At 70.7% G+C, this 12,441-nt stretch carries 15 protein-coding genes; 9 read left to right on the top strand and 6 right to left on the bottom strand.

What is annotated here, in order from left to right:
- Positions 1-161: 161 nt before the first annotated feature.
- Positions 162-872: a 3-oxoacyl-ACP reductase FabG gene (fabG, locus tag NH287_RS13890; protein WP_253036090.1), complete on the top strand. Its 711-nt coding sequence runs from the start codon at positions 162-164 to the stop codon at positions 870-872.
- 6 nt (positions 873-878) lie between these two features.
- Here fabG and NH287_RS13885 read toward each other — a convergent pair whose 3' ends face one another.
- Genes NH287_RS13885 through glgC form a run of 3 tightly spaced genes read right to left on the bottom strand, consistent with a single transcriptional unit; the run spans position 879 to position 3,532 of the window.
- A complete protein-coding gene (locus tag NH287_RS13885) occupies positions 879-1,562 on the bottom strand; it encodes an alpha/beta fold hydrolase (RefSeq protein WP_253036089.1) in 684 nt (227 codons plus the stop codon).
- A 52-nt stretch (positions 1,563-1,614) separates the two neighbouring features.
- Positions 1,615-2,250, bottom strand: coding sequence for a phosphoserine phosphatase SerB (gene serB, locus NH287_RS13880; protein ID WP_253036088.1), 636 nt, complete (start codon positions 2,248-2,250; stop codon positions 1,615-1,617).
- Positions 2,251-2,287: 37 nt separating this feature from the next.
- Entirely contained in the window at positions 2,288-3,532 is a 1,245-nt protein-coding gene (gene glgC / locus NH287_RS13875) for a glucose-1-phosphate adenylyltransferase (RefSeq protein ID WP_253036087.1), read from the bottom strand.
- A gap of 76 nt (positions 3,533-3,608) precedes the next feature.
- On the opposite strand from glgC, the gene glgA reads away from it, so the two are divergent.
- From glgA to NH287_RS13860, 3 genes are all read left to right on the top strand, one after another.
- Entirely contained in the window at positions 3,609-4,802 is a 1,194-nt protein-coding gene (gene glgA, locus NH287_RS13870; RefSeq protein WP_253036086.1) for a glycogen synthase, read from the top strand.
- A gap of 27 nt (positions 4,803-4,829) precedes the next feature.
- Entirely contained in the window at positions 4,830-5,615 is a 786-nt protein-coding gene (locus tag NH287_RS13865; protein ID WP_064002264.1) for an ABC transporter ATP-binding protein, read from the top strand.
- Positions 5,616-5,695: 80 nt separating this feature from the next.
- The gene (locus tag NH287_RS13860; protein ID WP_018186539.1) at positions 5,696-5,947 is read left to right on the top strand and encodes a type B 50S ribosomal protein L31; all 252 of its coding nucleotides are present in this window, start codon (positions 5,696-5,698) and stop codon (positions 5,945-5,947) included.
- 55 nt (positions 5,948-6,002) lie between these two features.
- On the opposite strand, the gene NH287_RS13855 is transcribed toward NH287_RS13860, so the two are convergent.
- Positions 6,003-6,785, bottom strand: coding sequence for an exonuclease domain-containing protein (locus NH287_RS13855; protein ID WP_253036085.1), 783 nt, complete (start codon positions 6,783-6,785; stop codon positions 6,003-6,005).
- 65 nt (positions 6,786-6,850) lie between these two features.
- Between NH287_RS13855 and NH287_RS13850 the strand changes: the two genes are divergently transcribed.
- The gene (locus tag NH287_RS13850) at positions 6,851-7,747 is read left to right on the top strand and encodes an alpha/beta fold hydrolase (RefSeq protein ID WP_253036084.1); all 897 of its coding nucleotides are present in this window, start codon (positions 6,851-6,853) and stop codon (positions 7,745-7,747) included.
- On the opposite strand, the gene NH287_RS13845 is transcribed toward NH287_RS13850, so the two are convergent.
- Positions 7,707-8,267, bottom strand: a complete 561-nt coding sequence (locus NH287_RS13845; RefSeq protein ID WP_253036091.1) for a CGNR zinc finger domain-containing protein — start codon at positions 8,265-8,267, stop codon at positions 7,707-7,709. The two genes, NH287_RS13850 and NH287_RS13845, sit on opposite strands and share 41 nt — an antisense overlap.
- A gap of 88 nt (positions 8,268-8,355) precedes the next feature.
- Here NH287_RS13845 and NH287_RS13840 point away from each other — a divergent pair, with 88 nt between their 5' ends.
- Positions 8,356-9,363, top strand: a complete 1,008-nt coding sequence (locus NH287_RS13840) for a DMT family transporter (protein ID WP_253036083.1) — start codon at positions 8,356-8,358, stop codon at positions 9,361-9,363.
- Here NH287_RS13840 and NH287_RS13835 read toward each other — a convergent pair.
- A complete protein-coding gene (locus NH287_RS13835; RefSeq protein WP_253036082.1) occupies positions 9,311-9,784 on the bottom strand; it encodes an Lrp/AsnC family transcriptional regulator in 474 nt (157 codons plus the stop codon). The genes NH287_RS13840 and NH287_RS13835 overlap by 53 nt on opposite strands.
- A 177-nt stretch (positions 9,785-9,961) precedes the next feature.
- Here NH287_RS13835 and pdhA point away from each other — a divergent pair, with 177 nt between their 5' ends.
- The 3 genes from pdhA to NH287_RS13820 form a co-directional block, all read left to right on the top strand.
- Positions 9,962-11,083, top strand: coding sequence for a pyruvate dehydrogenase (acetyl-transferring) E1 component subunit alpha (gene pdhA, locus NH287_RS13830; protein WP_253036081.1), 1,122 nt, complete (start codon positions 9,962-9,964; stop codon positions 11,081-11,083).
- A complete protein-coding gene (locus NH287_RS13825; protein WP_253036080.1) occupies positions 11,080-12,087 on the top strand; it encodes an alpha-ketoacid dehydrogenase subunit beta in 1,008 nt (335 codons plus the stop codon). Before pdhA ends, NH287_RS13825 begins: the two co-directional genes overlap by 4 nt.
- Positions 12,084-12,441, top strand: a 358-nt coding sequence (locus tag NH287_RS13820) for a biotin/lipoyl-containing protein (RefSeq protein ID WP_308210417.1), incomplete at its 3' end; no start/stop codon positions are given. The genes NH287_RS13825 and NH287_RS13820, both read left to right, overlap by 4 nt.

Genomic DNA, 12,441 nt, shown 5'->3' with positions numbered 1-12,441 from the left:
GGCGCCGGCGGCGGGCGGGGCCGGCGGCACGTCGGAGGGCTGCGGGGGGGTGTTCGTGGCGTCGGTCACGTCCGTCTCCTTCAGGCGAGGTGACCCCCAGCCTACCCGCCGTGCGCGCCGCTAGGCTGGTGCGGTTCACCCGGCTCGGAGCAAGGAGAAACATGTCCCACGAGCGCGTCGTCCTCGTCACCGGAGGCAACCGCGGCATCGGCCGCGCGATCGCCGAGCGATTCGTCTCGGAGGGCTACACGGTCGCCGTCACCGCTCGATCGGGCGAGGGTCCCGAGGGGACGCTGACGGTGCGGGCCGACGTCACCGACGCCGCCTCCCTCGATGCCGCGTACACCGAGGTCGAGCAGCAGCTCGGCCCCGTCGGGGTGGTCGTCGCGAACGCCGGGATCACGAAGGACACGCTGCTGCTGCGTATGACGGAGGAGGACTTCGACACGGTCGTCTCGACGAACCTCGGCGGCGCCTTCCGCGTCGTCAAGCGCGCCGCCAAGGGGATGCTGCGGGCCAAGTGGGGCCGCGTCATCCTCATCTCCTCGGTCGTCGGCCTCTACGGCTCGGCCGGGCAGATCAACTACTCGTCCTCCAAGAGTGCGCTCGTCGGCTTCGCCCGCTCGCTGACCCGCGAGCTCGGGTCGCGGGGGATCACGGCCAACGTCGTCGCTCCCGGTTTCATCGAGACCGACATGACCGCAGCCCTTCCCGAGGACACGCAGGCGGAGTACAAGAAGAACATCCCTGCGGCGCGTTTCGGCGCAGCCGACGAGGTCGCCGCCGCCGTCGTCTGGCTCGCCTCCGACGACGCCGCTTACATCTCGGGCGCCGTCATCCCGGTCGACGGCGGCCTCGGCATGGGCCACTGACGGGTATCAGCGCACCGCTTCGATAATCCGCCGCGCCAGCTCGTCCGGCGCAGAGAACTGGGGCCAGTGACCGGTCCCCAGCCGGACCACCTCGGCTTCCGCGATCGCGGCGAATTCCGCGGCGAACGCGCCCCAGGCCGTCACCGCCTCTCGGAACGCCGCCTCGTCCAGGGACCCCATGAGGAGGGTGACGGGGACGCGGTGACGGTCGGTGCCCTCGAGCAACAGCGGATCGGTCGGGACGTGCCCGGGAACGGATGCCGTGAGCGGCGCCGTCCGCCGACGGGTCGCGTCGTCGAGGTCATCGACGTCCTCGGCATCGAAGAACTCCCAGCCGGGGAACGGGACGACGCCGTCGACGAGGGGGAACTCCGAGATGTCGGCGCCGGGAGGCGGAGGCGTCGTGTCGACGAACACCACCCGCGTCACCCGGTCGGCGCGGCGTTCGGCGGCGCCCCACGCGACGTTCCCGCCGCCGCTGTGACCGACGAGCACGACCGGACCGTCGATGCGGTCGATCTCGTCGACGACCGCGTCGACCCAGTCCGCGAGACGGACCTCGGATGCCGGGGCGCCCACGCCCGGCATCGTGAGCGGATGCGGGGAGTGGCCCGCGTCGCGCAGTGCGGGGACGACGTCGTCCCATGACGCGGCCGTCAACCAGAGTCCGGGGATGAGGATGATGTCCATGGCGGCGACGCTACCCGCGGTCGCCGACATCCGGCGGTACCCCGGTATCGGATCAGGGGAGGAGGGGGATGAGGGCGGCGAGATCGACCGGACCGACGACGAGGTCGGCACGACGGCGGACGGCGGGTTTCGCGTTGAACGCGACACCCAGGCCGGCGGCATCCATCATCAGGAGGTCGTTCGCCCCGTCGCCGACCGCGATGGTCGCCGCCGGCGCCAACCCGTAGGTCCGCGCCCACTCGCGCAGCGCCTCGGCTTTGCCGGCCGCATCGACGATCGGACCGTCGACGACGCCGGTGAGCGCGCCGCTCGAGACCGCCAGCCGGTTGGCTCGCCAGACGTCGACGCCGAGTGCGGGGGCGACGGTGTCGAGGATCTCGTGGAAGCCCCCCGACACGACGGCCGCGACGCCGCCCCGGTCGTGGATCGCGGCGATCAGCTCGTGTACGCCCGGCGTCGGCTCGACGCGCGACAGCACCCGTGCGAAGGAGGCGACCGGGACGCCGGTCAGCTCCTGCACCCGGGAGCGCAGACTCGTCGCGAAATCGACCTCACCGCGCATCGCCGCCTCGGTCGCGGCGGCGACCTCCGCACCGCGGCCGGCCTCATCGGCGATGAGCTCGATGACCTCGTTGCGGATGATCGTGGAATCGGCGTCGAACACGACGAGGAATCGGGCGTCAGGCACCCGACCACGCTAGCGGCTCCATCGCCGGGCCCCGCGCTCAGGAGGTGATGCGGATGTTCTTCCCCACGACGGTGAGTCCGCTGTCGGTGACGGTGAACCCGCGCGACAGATCGAGCTCGCGGTCGACGCCCACGGTGGCCCCGGGGTCGATCACGACGTTCTTGTCGAGGATCGCGCGGTGCACACGTGCGCCGGCACCGACGCTCACGTGGTCGAAGAGGACCGAGTCGGTGATGGTCGCACCGCCGCCCGAGAGCGTCCACGGACCCAGCACGCTCCGCTCGAGATGCGTGCCCGAGAGCACGCAGCCCAGCGAGACGATCGAGTCGATCGCGTTCCCGATGCGCCCCATCCCGTCGCGGACGAACTTCGCGGGCGGCGAGTTCACCGACTGCGACCGGATGGGCCAGTCCATGTTGTAGAGGTTGAAGACCGGCAGCGCGGAGATGAGGTCCATGTGCGCGTCGAAGAACGAGTCGATCGTCCCCACGTCGCGCCAGTAGTCGCGGTCGCGGTCGGTGGAGCCGGGCACGTCGTTGCGCTTGAAGTCGTAGACTGCGGCCTCGCCCCGGGAGACGAAGTAGGGGATGATGTCGCCGCCCATGTCGTGGTTCGAGGTCGGCAGCTCTCCGTCGGCCTCGACGGCCTCGATCAGCGCGTCGGTGTCGAAGACGTAGTTGCCCATCGAGGCGAGCACCTCGCCGGGGCTGTCGGGCAGCCCGGTGGGGTTCTGCGGCTTCTCGAGGAAGTCCCGGATCGTGACGCCGTCGGCGGGGTCCACGTCGATCACGCCGAACTGGTTGGCCAGCCCGATGGGCTGACGGATGCCGGCCACCGAGGCGCGCGCGCCCGAGGCGATGTGCGCCTCGATCATCTGCTGGAAGTCCATGCGGTACACGTGATCGGCGCCGATGACCGCGACGATGTCGGGCTTCTCGTCGTGGATCAGGTTGAGGGACTGGAGGATCGCGTCGGCCGACCCCGAGAACCATCGTTTGCCGAGCCGCTGCTGTGCGGGCACGGAGGTGACGTAGGCCCCGAGCAGAGCCGACATGCGCCACGTCTGCGACACGTGACGGTCGAGGCTGTGCGACTTGTACTGCGTCAGGACGACGATCTGGCGGAGCTCGGAGTTGATGAGGTTCGAGATCGCGAAGTCGATCAACCGGTACTGCCCGCCGAAGGGGACGGCGGGTTTCGCGCGGTCCTGGGTGAGCGGCATAAGTCGCTTGCCCTCGCCACCGGCGAGGACGATACCGAGGACCTTCGGGGATGCTGGCATGTGCTCACACTATGTGTCTTTCCGAGGGTCCGACTAGGACTGTGACGCCGTGTCCCGGTGCCCTAGAGTTCGGTCCATGCGCGTCGACATCGTCACGAAGGAATACCCGCCCGAGATCTACGGCGGGGCCGGTGTCCATGTGACCGAATTGGTGAAGGCGCTCCGCTCCCGCATGGAGGTCCAGGTCCGTGCCTTCGGCGCCGAGCGCGACGAGGCCGACACCACGTCCTATGCCGTCCCCGCCGGCCTGTCGGCGGCGAACCCCGCGCTGCAGACCCTCGGGACCGACCTCGAGATCGTGGGCGACGTCGCGGGCGCGGACGTCGTGCACAGCCACACCTGGTACGCCAACTACGCCGGGTTCCTCGCCTCGATGCTGCACGGTGTGCCGCACGTCGTGACCGCGCACTCCCTCGAGCCGCTGCGTCCGTGGAAGGCCGAGCAGCTCGGCGGCGGCTACGCGCTCTCGAGCTATGTCGAGAAGACCGCCTACGAGAACGCCGCCGCGGTGGTCGCCGTCAGCGACGGGATGCGGCGCGACATCCTCCGGAGCTATCCGGCCCTCGACCCCGCCAAGGTGCGGGTCATCTACAACGGCATCGACGTCGACGCCTGGCAGCCCCGGGAGGACCCGGAGCTCCTGTCGCGGTGGGGCATCGACCCGTCCCGGCCGTCGGTCGTCTTCGTGGGGCGCATCACCCGCCAGAAGGGTCTGCCGTACTTCCTGCGCGCCGCCGAGCTCTTGCCCCCCGAGGTGCAGCTCATCCTGTGCGCCGGGGCCCCGGACACGCTGGAGATCATGGCCGAAGTCCAGGGCCTCGTCCAGCAGCTCCAGCGGACCCGCGAGGGTGTCGTCTGGATCGAGGAGTTCCTGCCGCGTCCCGATCTCTGTGCGATCCTCACCTCGGCGACGACCTTCGTCTGCCCGTCGATCTATGAGCCGCTCGGCATCGTCAACCTCGAAGCCATGGCGTGCGGCGCGGCCGTCGTCGGCACCGCGACCGGCGGCATCCCCGAGGTCGTCATCGACGGCGAGACCGGTCGCCTCGTCGAGATCGAACAGGCCGAGGACGGGACGGGGACGCCGGTCGATCCGGAAAAGTTCGTCGCCGACCTCGCCGCGACGCTCACGGAGGTCGTCTCCGATCCGGAGAAGGCACGCGCCTACGGCAGAGCCGGTCGCGAGCGGGCGGCATCCGCTTTCAGCTGGGAGGCGATCGCCGACGAGACGGCCGCCCTGTACCGGGAGGTCGTGGCGGCCGCTCGGTAGCCCCGCGAGGCTCGATAGGCTGGGGCCATGCCTCAGGTGCTCGAACTCGCCGACGTCGTCGTCCGCCGCAACGCCCGCAACATCGTCGACGGGATCGACTGGACGGTCGAGTCCGACCAGCGCTGGGTGGTGCTCGGCCCCAACGGCGCCGGCAAGACGACGGTGCTGCAGCTCGCGGCGACACTCGTCCACCCCACCTCCGGCGCCGTCACCGTCCTCGACGAGCGGCTCGGACGCACCGACGTCTTCGACCTGCGCCCGCGGATCGGCTTCGCGTCGTCGGCGATGGCCAAGCGCGTGCCCCAGGACGAGACGGTGCTCGACGTCGTCCTCACGGCGGCCTACTCGGTCCTGGGCCGGTGGCGCGAGGACTACGAGGCGATCGATGAGCGCCGTGCGCGTCGCGTGCTGGGGGAGTGGGGTCTTGCGGACCTCGCCGACCGCACCTTCGGGACGCTCTCCGACGGTGAGCAGAAGCGGGTGCAGATCGCCCGTGCCGTCATGACCGACCCCGAGCTGCTGCTGCTGGACGAGCCGACCGCCAGCCTCGACCTCGGCGCCCGCGAGGAGCTGCTGTCCCTCCTCGGCGGGTACGCCCGGGAGGAGTCGACGCCGGCCATGATCATGGTCACCCACCACGTCGAGGAGATCCCCGTCGGCTTCACGCACGTCCTCCTGCTGCGCGAGGGAGCCGCGGTCGCGCAGGGGCCGATCGCCGAGACCCTGACGGCGGAGAACCTCACCGCCACCTTCGGTCTGCCCATCACGCTGACGGCCGAGGACGGCCGGTTCGCCGCGCGCGCGGCATCCTGATAGAATCTTGCGTTGGCGCGCTCGCGCCGCAGACTTCCACCCGCATCTGGCAAAATCCAGGGCACTTCGTGAGGAACCCAATGAAGACTGACATCCACCCCGAGTACCGCGCCGTCGTGTTCCGCGACCTCGGCTCCGGCGAGACCTTCCTGACCCGTTCGACGGTCTCGAGCGACAAGACGATCGAGCTGGACGGCGAGACCTACCCCGTCATCGACGTCGAGATCTCGTCCGCCTCGCACCCGTTCTACACGGGCAAGCAGCGCATCATGGACTCGGCCGGCCGCGTCGAGAAGTTCAACCAGCGCTTCAAGAACTTCGGCAGCAAGTAAGCAGCCGTCACCGAAGGCCCCGCTCCGGCGGGGCCTTCGTCGTACCCCGGTGCGATCAGCGGATCGGCCAGCTGCCGTCGAGGGCGTCCTCGGGGTCGAGGCGGCCGATGCTGATGAAGTACTCCGTGAGGCTCTCGGCCTGCGCCCTGGCCCAGGACACCTGCTGCGTGTGGAGTTCGAGAGACCCCAGCTCGAGCCCGTACCGGGCGGCGATGGCCTGCGCGACCCGGCCCGCGGCCACGGCGTCGGCCGCGGCGTCGTGAGCGCCCTCAAGCCGGACCGCGTAGTGGGCTGCGACAACCTCGAGCGTGCGCTTGCCGCGGCGATAGCGGTCGTAGGTCTTGTCCACCACGAGCGGGTCGATGACAGGTGACGGGGCGGCGATAGGTTCCACGGAGTGGCGCAGCGCCTCGTACTTGAGCATCGAGAAGTCGAAGGGCGCGTTGTAGGCGACGACCGGGATTCCGCGGTCGAAGAGCTCGCGCAGGGCAGCCGTCACCTCGGCGACGACCTCCGCGGCAGAACGGCCGGCGGCGCGTGCGTGGTCCGTCGTGATCCCGTGCACGGCGGTCGCGCCGGCCGGGATCTCGACGCCCGGGTCGGCGAGCCAGTTCCGAGCGGAGACGACGCGTCCGCCCGCGTCCAGGACCCCGACGTGCGCGGTGACGATGCGGTCCTCGCGGACGTCGATCCCCGTCGTCTCGAGGTCGAACACCCCGAGGGCGCCGACGCCCGGCGGGTCATCGGCGACAAGCCCGGGCGCGGAGTCGTGGTCGGGGCCGTTGTCCCCGTCCCACGCGTCGTCGTCCCACAGGGGGATCGACTGCCAACTCACCACGCTCCGACCGTAGGACGAGCCTCCGACATCCCTCGGGCGGCGCGCCGCGCTCGTAGACTCGTGGAGTGACCGTCGCCAGCCCGTACGCCGACCGCTTGCGCGCGATCTCTGTTCAGCGCCACGAGGTGACCGTCGCGGATGTACCGACGGCCTACTGGGTCTACGGACCGGATGACGCGGCCACGACGATCCTCGCCGTCCACGGATTCCGAGGGGAGCACCACGGCCTCGAGCCGGTCGTTGCCTTCCTCGACGACGTGCGCGTCGTCTCACCCGACCTGCCGGGGTTCGGCGAGACCCCCGCGCTGCCCGGCCGGCACGATCTGGCCGGCTACGCCGACTGGCTCACGGCCTTCGCCGCCGCGGCGGCGCCGGGAGCCGTCGTCCTGGGGCACTCGTTCGGGTCGATCGTCTCGGCGGCCGCCGTGGCCCGCGGGCTCCCGACGCCGCGGCTGATCCTCGTGAACCCCATCGGCGCACCGGCGCTCGAGGGGCCCCGCGGCATCCTCACCCGTCTCGCGATCTTCTACTACCGGGCCGGCGCACGCCTGCCGCGCCGCCTGGGCGACGCGCTCCTGCGGAACCCGCTCATCGTGCGGGTCATGAGCATCGCGATGGCCAAGACGCGCGACAAGGACCTCCGCGCCTTCATCCACGACCAGCACGACACCTATTTCTCGCGCTTCGCCGATCGGGACACCCTCTCCGAGGCGTTCGTCACCTCGGTATCGAACGACGTCCGGGCCGCGGCCCCCGACATCGCGGTGCCGACGCTGCTCATCGCCGCGGAGCACGACGACATCACGCCGCTGTCGGCGCAGTACGCGCTGCAGAAGTTGTTCCCGCACGCGGAGCTCGTCGTGATCCCCGGTGTGGGGCACCTCATCCACTACGAGACGCCGCAGGCTGCGGCATCCGCCGTCACGCGCTTTCTTCGGCCTTCCGGCGGCGATACGCCATGACGTTCATGCGGTTGCCGCAGTTGCCGGTGTCGCAGTAGCGCTTCGAGCCGTTCTTCGAGTAGTCGATGTAGACGGCCTCGCAGTCGTCGGCCGAGCACACCCGCACGCGGTCGAACTCGTCCGAGCGGATGACGTCGACGAACGCCATCGCGACCTCCACGGTGATGCGCGTCGCGAGCGGCGCCGCGTCGTCGGTCGCGTGGATGTGCCAGTCGTAGGAGTCGTGGATGACGAGCTGGGGGAGCGCCTTCCCCTCGCGCAGCATCGCGTTGACGATGGGCACCGCCGCCATCCGGTCGCCGGCCCACAGCATCCGCAGCCGTGTGCGCGCGGTACGCAGTTCGGACAGCTCGACGTCGTCCCGGCGGATCACGCCGCTGTAGGGGAATTCCTGCAGGAACGCGCTCAGGTCGTCGAGGGTCGCCAGCCCGTCGACGCCCTCGCCGTCGATCTCGGGGAGGGAGTTCACCAGCGCCGTCGCGGCGCGCAGCGAGATCTCGGTGTCATGGATGAACATGATCTTGACTCCTGACGCGGGGGATCGCTACTGTCACCAGTGTAATGACGTTTAGGTCATGACTCACGGACCGCACCCCCGAGGACGATCGATGACGCACACCGCGCCCGTCCGGCTCGCCGCCGGCCCCGCCCCCGTCGTGCGGCGCACGCCCTCGAGCGGACTGCTGCTGGCGGTCACGAGCGCGCTGACGTTCTCGATCAGCGGCCCGATCGCCAAGCCGCTCCTCGAGGGCGGCTGGTCGCTCGCGGCCGTGCTGGCGATCCGGATGGGTGTCGCGGGCCTCGTCCTCTCGCCCGCGCTCGTGCGCACGCTCCGCCGCCGCCCGGACTTCCTCCGGGTGCACTGGCTCTCGCTCGTCGCCTTCGGGCTCATCCCGGTGGTGGGATGCCAGGTCTTCTACTTCTCGGCCCTGCAGCGGATGCCGGTGGGCGTCGCCCTGCTCATCCAGTACCTCGCGCCGGTCATGCTCGTCCTCTTCGTCTGGGCGAGGACGCGCCGCGCGCCGTCGCGCACCGTCCTCATCGGGTCGGTCGTCGCCATGGCGGGCCTCGTCCTCGTCGTCGACATCGCCGGTGCGCGCTTCGATCTGCTCGGCACGGCGTTCGCCCTCCTGGCGGCGGTGTGCGCGTGCGTGTACTTCGTCATGAGTGAGCGCACCGGGGACGACCTGCCGCCGCTCGCCCTGGCGGCCGGAGGGTTGCTCGTCGGAACGGTGACGATCCTGGCCCTGGCGGGTGTCGGCATCCTGCCACTCACCGTGTCGGGCGCGCCGGTCGAGCTCCTCGGGATGAGTGCTGCGCCGCTGGTCCCGCTGCTCTTGGTGGGATCGTGCACGGCCCTGGGGTACGCGTTCGGCGTCATGGCGGTCCCGAGGATCGGGTCGCGGCTGGCCTCGTTCGTCGGGCTGTCCGAGGTGCTGTTCGCGCTGAGCTTCGCGTGGCTGCTGCTGGGGGAGGCGCCTGCGCCGGTCCAGTTCGTGGGTGGCGCGCTCATCCTGGTGGGCGTGGTCCTCGTCCGTGTCGAGGAACGCGCGCCCGCCGATGTCAGTTCCCCCGCCGAGCCGCTGCCAGGAGAGGTCGGACCCGGTATCCGATGACCTCGCCCATGGCGAGGGAGGTCTCGGTGCGCTCGACGCCGTCGATCGCGAGGATGCGCGCGTCGATGTCGAACAGGTGCTGCGTGTCGCGCGCCGCGACCCGCACGAGCAGGTCGACGGGTCCGCTCAGTCCGTGGCACTGGACCACTTCGGGGATCTCCTGCAGTTCGTCGGTGATCCGCGGCAGATCCGCCTGGCGCACCTGGACGTGCAGGATCGCGTCGATCGCATAGCCCAGCGCGGCGGGCGACATCGCGCGCTCGAACGAGAGGAAGACCCCCGATCGCTCGAGCTTGGCCATGCGGGCCTGGACGGTGTTGCGTGAGAGCCCGAGTCGCTCGGCGAGCGCGACCACGGTGGCACGGTGGTCCTCGGCGAGGGCGTTCAGCAGCTCGAGATCCACGTGGTCGAGGGCGCTCATAGTGCCACACCATAGCAGGGGGTCGAGCCGCCGCTTACGCATCCTGCTCAATGTTGCGCGTGATGCTTGAGCGAGGTGCGATGTCGGCATACTCTCGCAGCATCCGGCGACGAAGCCGGTGTTCTGCGCCGGTCACCCGTCCACAAGACGCGTGTCCGCGATCAGAGAGGGACGATGATGACCGACACTCTGACCCCCGCCGCGTCGGTGGCGAGCGACACCGAGGACGTGGCCCGTCTTCTCGACCACGAGGGCCGCCGCGTCCGCGACGAGCGGCTCGACCCGTGGGCCGCCGACGTCGACGCCGCGATGCTCCGCCAGGTCTACCGCGACATGTTCCTGACCCGCCGCCTCGATGCCGAAGGCGTCGCTCTGCAGCGCCAGGGCCACTTGGGCCTCTGGGCGCCGGCGCAGGGTCAGGAAGCCGTGCAGGTCGGCACCGCCTGGGCCTGCCACGACGACGACTTCCTCTTCCCCAGCTACCGCGAGATCGGCATCGAGGTCGTCCGCGGCGTGAAGCCCCGCGACTTCGTCATGGTGTGGCACGGCGCCGAGCACGCCAGCTGGGACCCCGCCGACGTCCACGTCGCGAACCCGCAGATCATCATCGGCGCGCAGAGCCTCCACGCCGTCGGGTACGCCATGGGCGTCCAGCGCGACGGCGGCGACCAGGTCGCGGTCGCCTACTTCGGCGACGGCGCGACGAGCCAGGGCGACGTCAACGAGGCGATGGTCTTCGGCTCGGCCTTCGGGGTGCCCGTCGTGTTCGTCTGCTCCAACAATCAGTGGGCGATCTCCGAACCCGTCGGACTGCAGTCGCGGACACCGATCGCCGGCCGCGCGCCGGGCTTCGGCATCCCGAGCCTGCGCGTCGACGGCAACGACGTCCTCGCGTGCATCGCGGCGATGCGCTGGGCGGCCGACCACGCCCGGAGCGGCCGCGGTCCCGCGTACCTCGAGGCCGTCACCTACCGCGTCGGACCGCACACCACCTCGGACGACCCCACGCGCTACCGCGACGCGGACGAGGTGGCGTACTGGCGGGCGCGCGACCCCCTCGCCCGGGTCGAGGCGTACCTGCGATCCCTCGGTGCGTTCGACGACGCCTTCGCCGAGGCGTTGACGGCGGATGCCGACCGCTTCACGGCGGCGATGCGCAGCGCCGTCGTGGGGGCCGCCGCCCCCGAGCCGCTGCGTGTGTTCGACCACGTGTACGCGGAGCCTCACAGCGGGCTCGACGAGCAGCGCGCCGGATTCGCCGCGTACCTCGACGGCTTCGCCGAAGGAGGGGCGCGATGACCGAGCTCACGATGGGCAAGGCCCTCACCGCCGCGATGCGTCGCGCCATGACCGATGACGACCGCGTGCTCGTGATGGGGGAGGACATCGGCCGCCTCGGTGGCGTGTTCCGCATCACCGACGGTCTGCAGGCCGAGTTCGGACCCCGCCGCGTGGTCGACACCCCGCTCGCGGAGTCCGGCATCGTCGGCACCGCCGTCGGTCTCGCCTTCCGGGGCTTCCGGCCGATCGTCGAGATCCAGTTCGACGGGTTCGTCTACCCCGCCTTCGACCAGATCGTCAGTCAGGTCGCGAAGCTGCACTACCGCACGCAGGGACGCGTGAAGATGCCGATCACGATCCGCATCCCCTGGGCCGGCGGCGTGGGGGCCGCCGAGCACCACTCCGAATCGCCCGAGGCGTACTTCGTCCACACCGCGGGTCTGCGCGTGGTGGCCGTGTCGAACCCGCAGGACGCGTACACGATGCTCCGCCAGGCGATCGCGAGCGACGACCCGGTCGTCTTCTTCGAGCCGAAACGGCTGTACCACGCCAAGGGCGAGGTCGATCTCGACGGCGACATCGCCGACGCCCCGCCCCTCGGCCTCGCGCGCGTCGTCCGGGAGGGCACCGACGTGACGATCGTCACCTACGGCTCGCAGGTGACGACGGCGATGGATGCCGCGCTCGCCGCCGAGGACGAGGGGCTGTCGCTCGAGGTGATCGACCTGCGGTCGCTGTCCCCCGTCGACTACGGGACCGTGGCGGCCTCCGTCCGGCGCACGGGTCGTGTCGTGGTCACGCACGAGGCGTCCCGTGAGGCCGGCGTCGCCGCCGAGGTGATCGCGAGCATCACGGAGAAGTGCTTCCACTACCTCGAAGCGCCGCCGCTGCGGGTGACCGGGCACGATGTGCCATACCCGCCGGCGAAGCTCGAGCAGCACCACCTGCCCGACCTGGATCGGATCCTCGACGCCGTCGACCGCGTCATGGGGCGTGCCGGGATGCCGGAGGTGACCGCGTGATCACCGACTTCCGACTTCCCGACCTGGGGGAGGGCCTCGTCGAGGCCGAGATCGTGCAGTGGCACGTCGCCGCGGGTGACGAGGTCACGTTGAACCAGACGATCGCCGAGGTCGAGACGGCCAAGGCCGTCGTCGAACTCCCGTCCCCCTTCGCCGGCACCGTCTCGGCGATCCGTCACGCCGAGGGCGACGTCGTCCCCGTCGGCGAGGTGCTCATCTCGTTCGACGTCGAGGGATCGGATGCCGCGGTCCCCGAGACCGCGGAGAAGCGCGAGCCCAATCTGGTCGGGTACGGGGCGGCCCCCCGCAGCACCGCCCGCCCGCAGCGGCGGGCCCGGGCCGGGGCGGCGGGCG

Origin of the sequence: Microbacterium sp. CnD16-F (genome assembly GCF_024124465.1) — a bacterium.
Classification (GTDB): domain Bacteria; phylum Actinomycetota; class Actinomycetes; order Actinomycetales; family Microbacteriaceae; genus Microbacterium; species Microbacterium gawkjiense.
The sequence above is the reverse complement of the archived record's forward strand: the minus strand, read 5'-3'. Positions and strand labels throughout refer to the sequence as shown.

Coding starts and splice junctions, on each gene's coding strand:
- pdhA (WP_253036081.1), top strand. CDS start 9,962: ATGACCGACACTCTGACCCCCGCCGCGTCGGTGGCGAGCGACACCGAG.
- NH287_RS13860 (WP_018186539.1), top strand. CDS start 5,696: ATGAAGACTGACATCCACCCCGAGTACCGCGCCGTCGTGTTCCGCGAC.
- NH287_RS13825 (WP_253036080.1), top strand. CDS start 11,080: ATGACCGAGCTCACGATGGGCAAGGCCCTCACCGCCGCGATGCGTCGC.
- glgA (WP_253036086.1), top strand. CDS start 3,609: ATGCGCGTCGACATCGTCACGAAGGAATACCCGCCCGAGATCTACGGC.
- glgC (WP_253036087.1), bottom strand. CDS start 3,532: ATGCCAGCATCCCCGAAGGTCCTCGGTATCGTCCTCGCCGGTGGCGAG.
- NH287_RS13865 (WP_064002264.1), top strand. CDS start 4,830: ATGCCTCAGGTGCTCGAACTCGCCGACGTCGTCGTCCGCCGCAACGCC.
- NH287_RS13835 (WP_253036082.1), bottom strand. CDS start 9,784: ATGAGCGCCCTCGACCACGTGGATCTCGAGCTGCTGAACGCCCTCGCC.
- NH287_RS13840 (WP_253036083.1), top strand. CDS start 8,356: ATGACGCACACCGCGCCCGTCCGGCTCGCCGCCGGCCCCGCCCCCGTC.
- fabG (WP_253036090.1), top strand. CDS start 162: ATGTCCCACGAGCGCGTCGTCCTCGTCACCGGAGGCAACCGCGGCATC.
- NH287_RS13885 (WP_253036089.1), bottom strand. CDS start 1,562: ATGGACATCATCCTCATCCCCGGACTCTGGTTGACGGCCGCGTCATGG.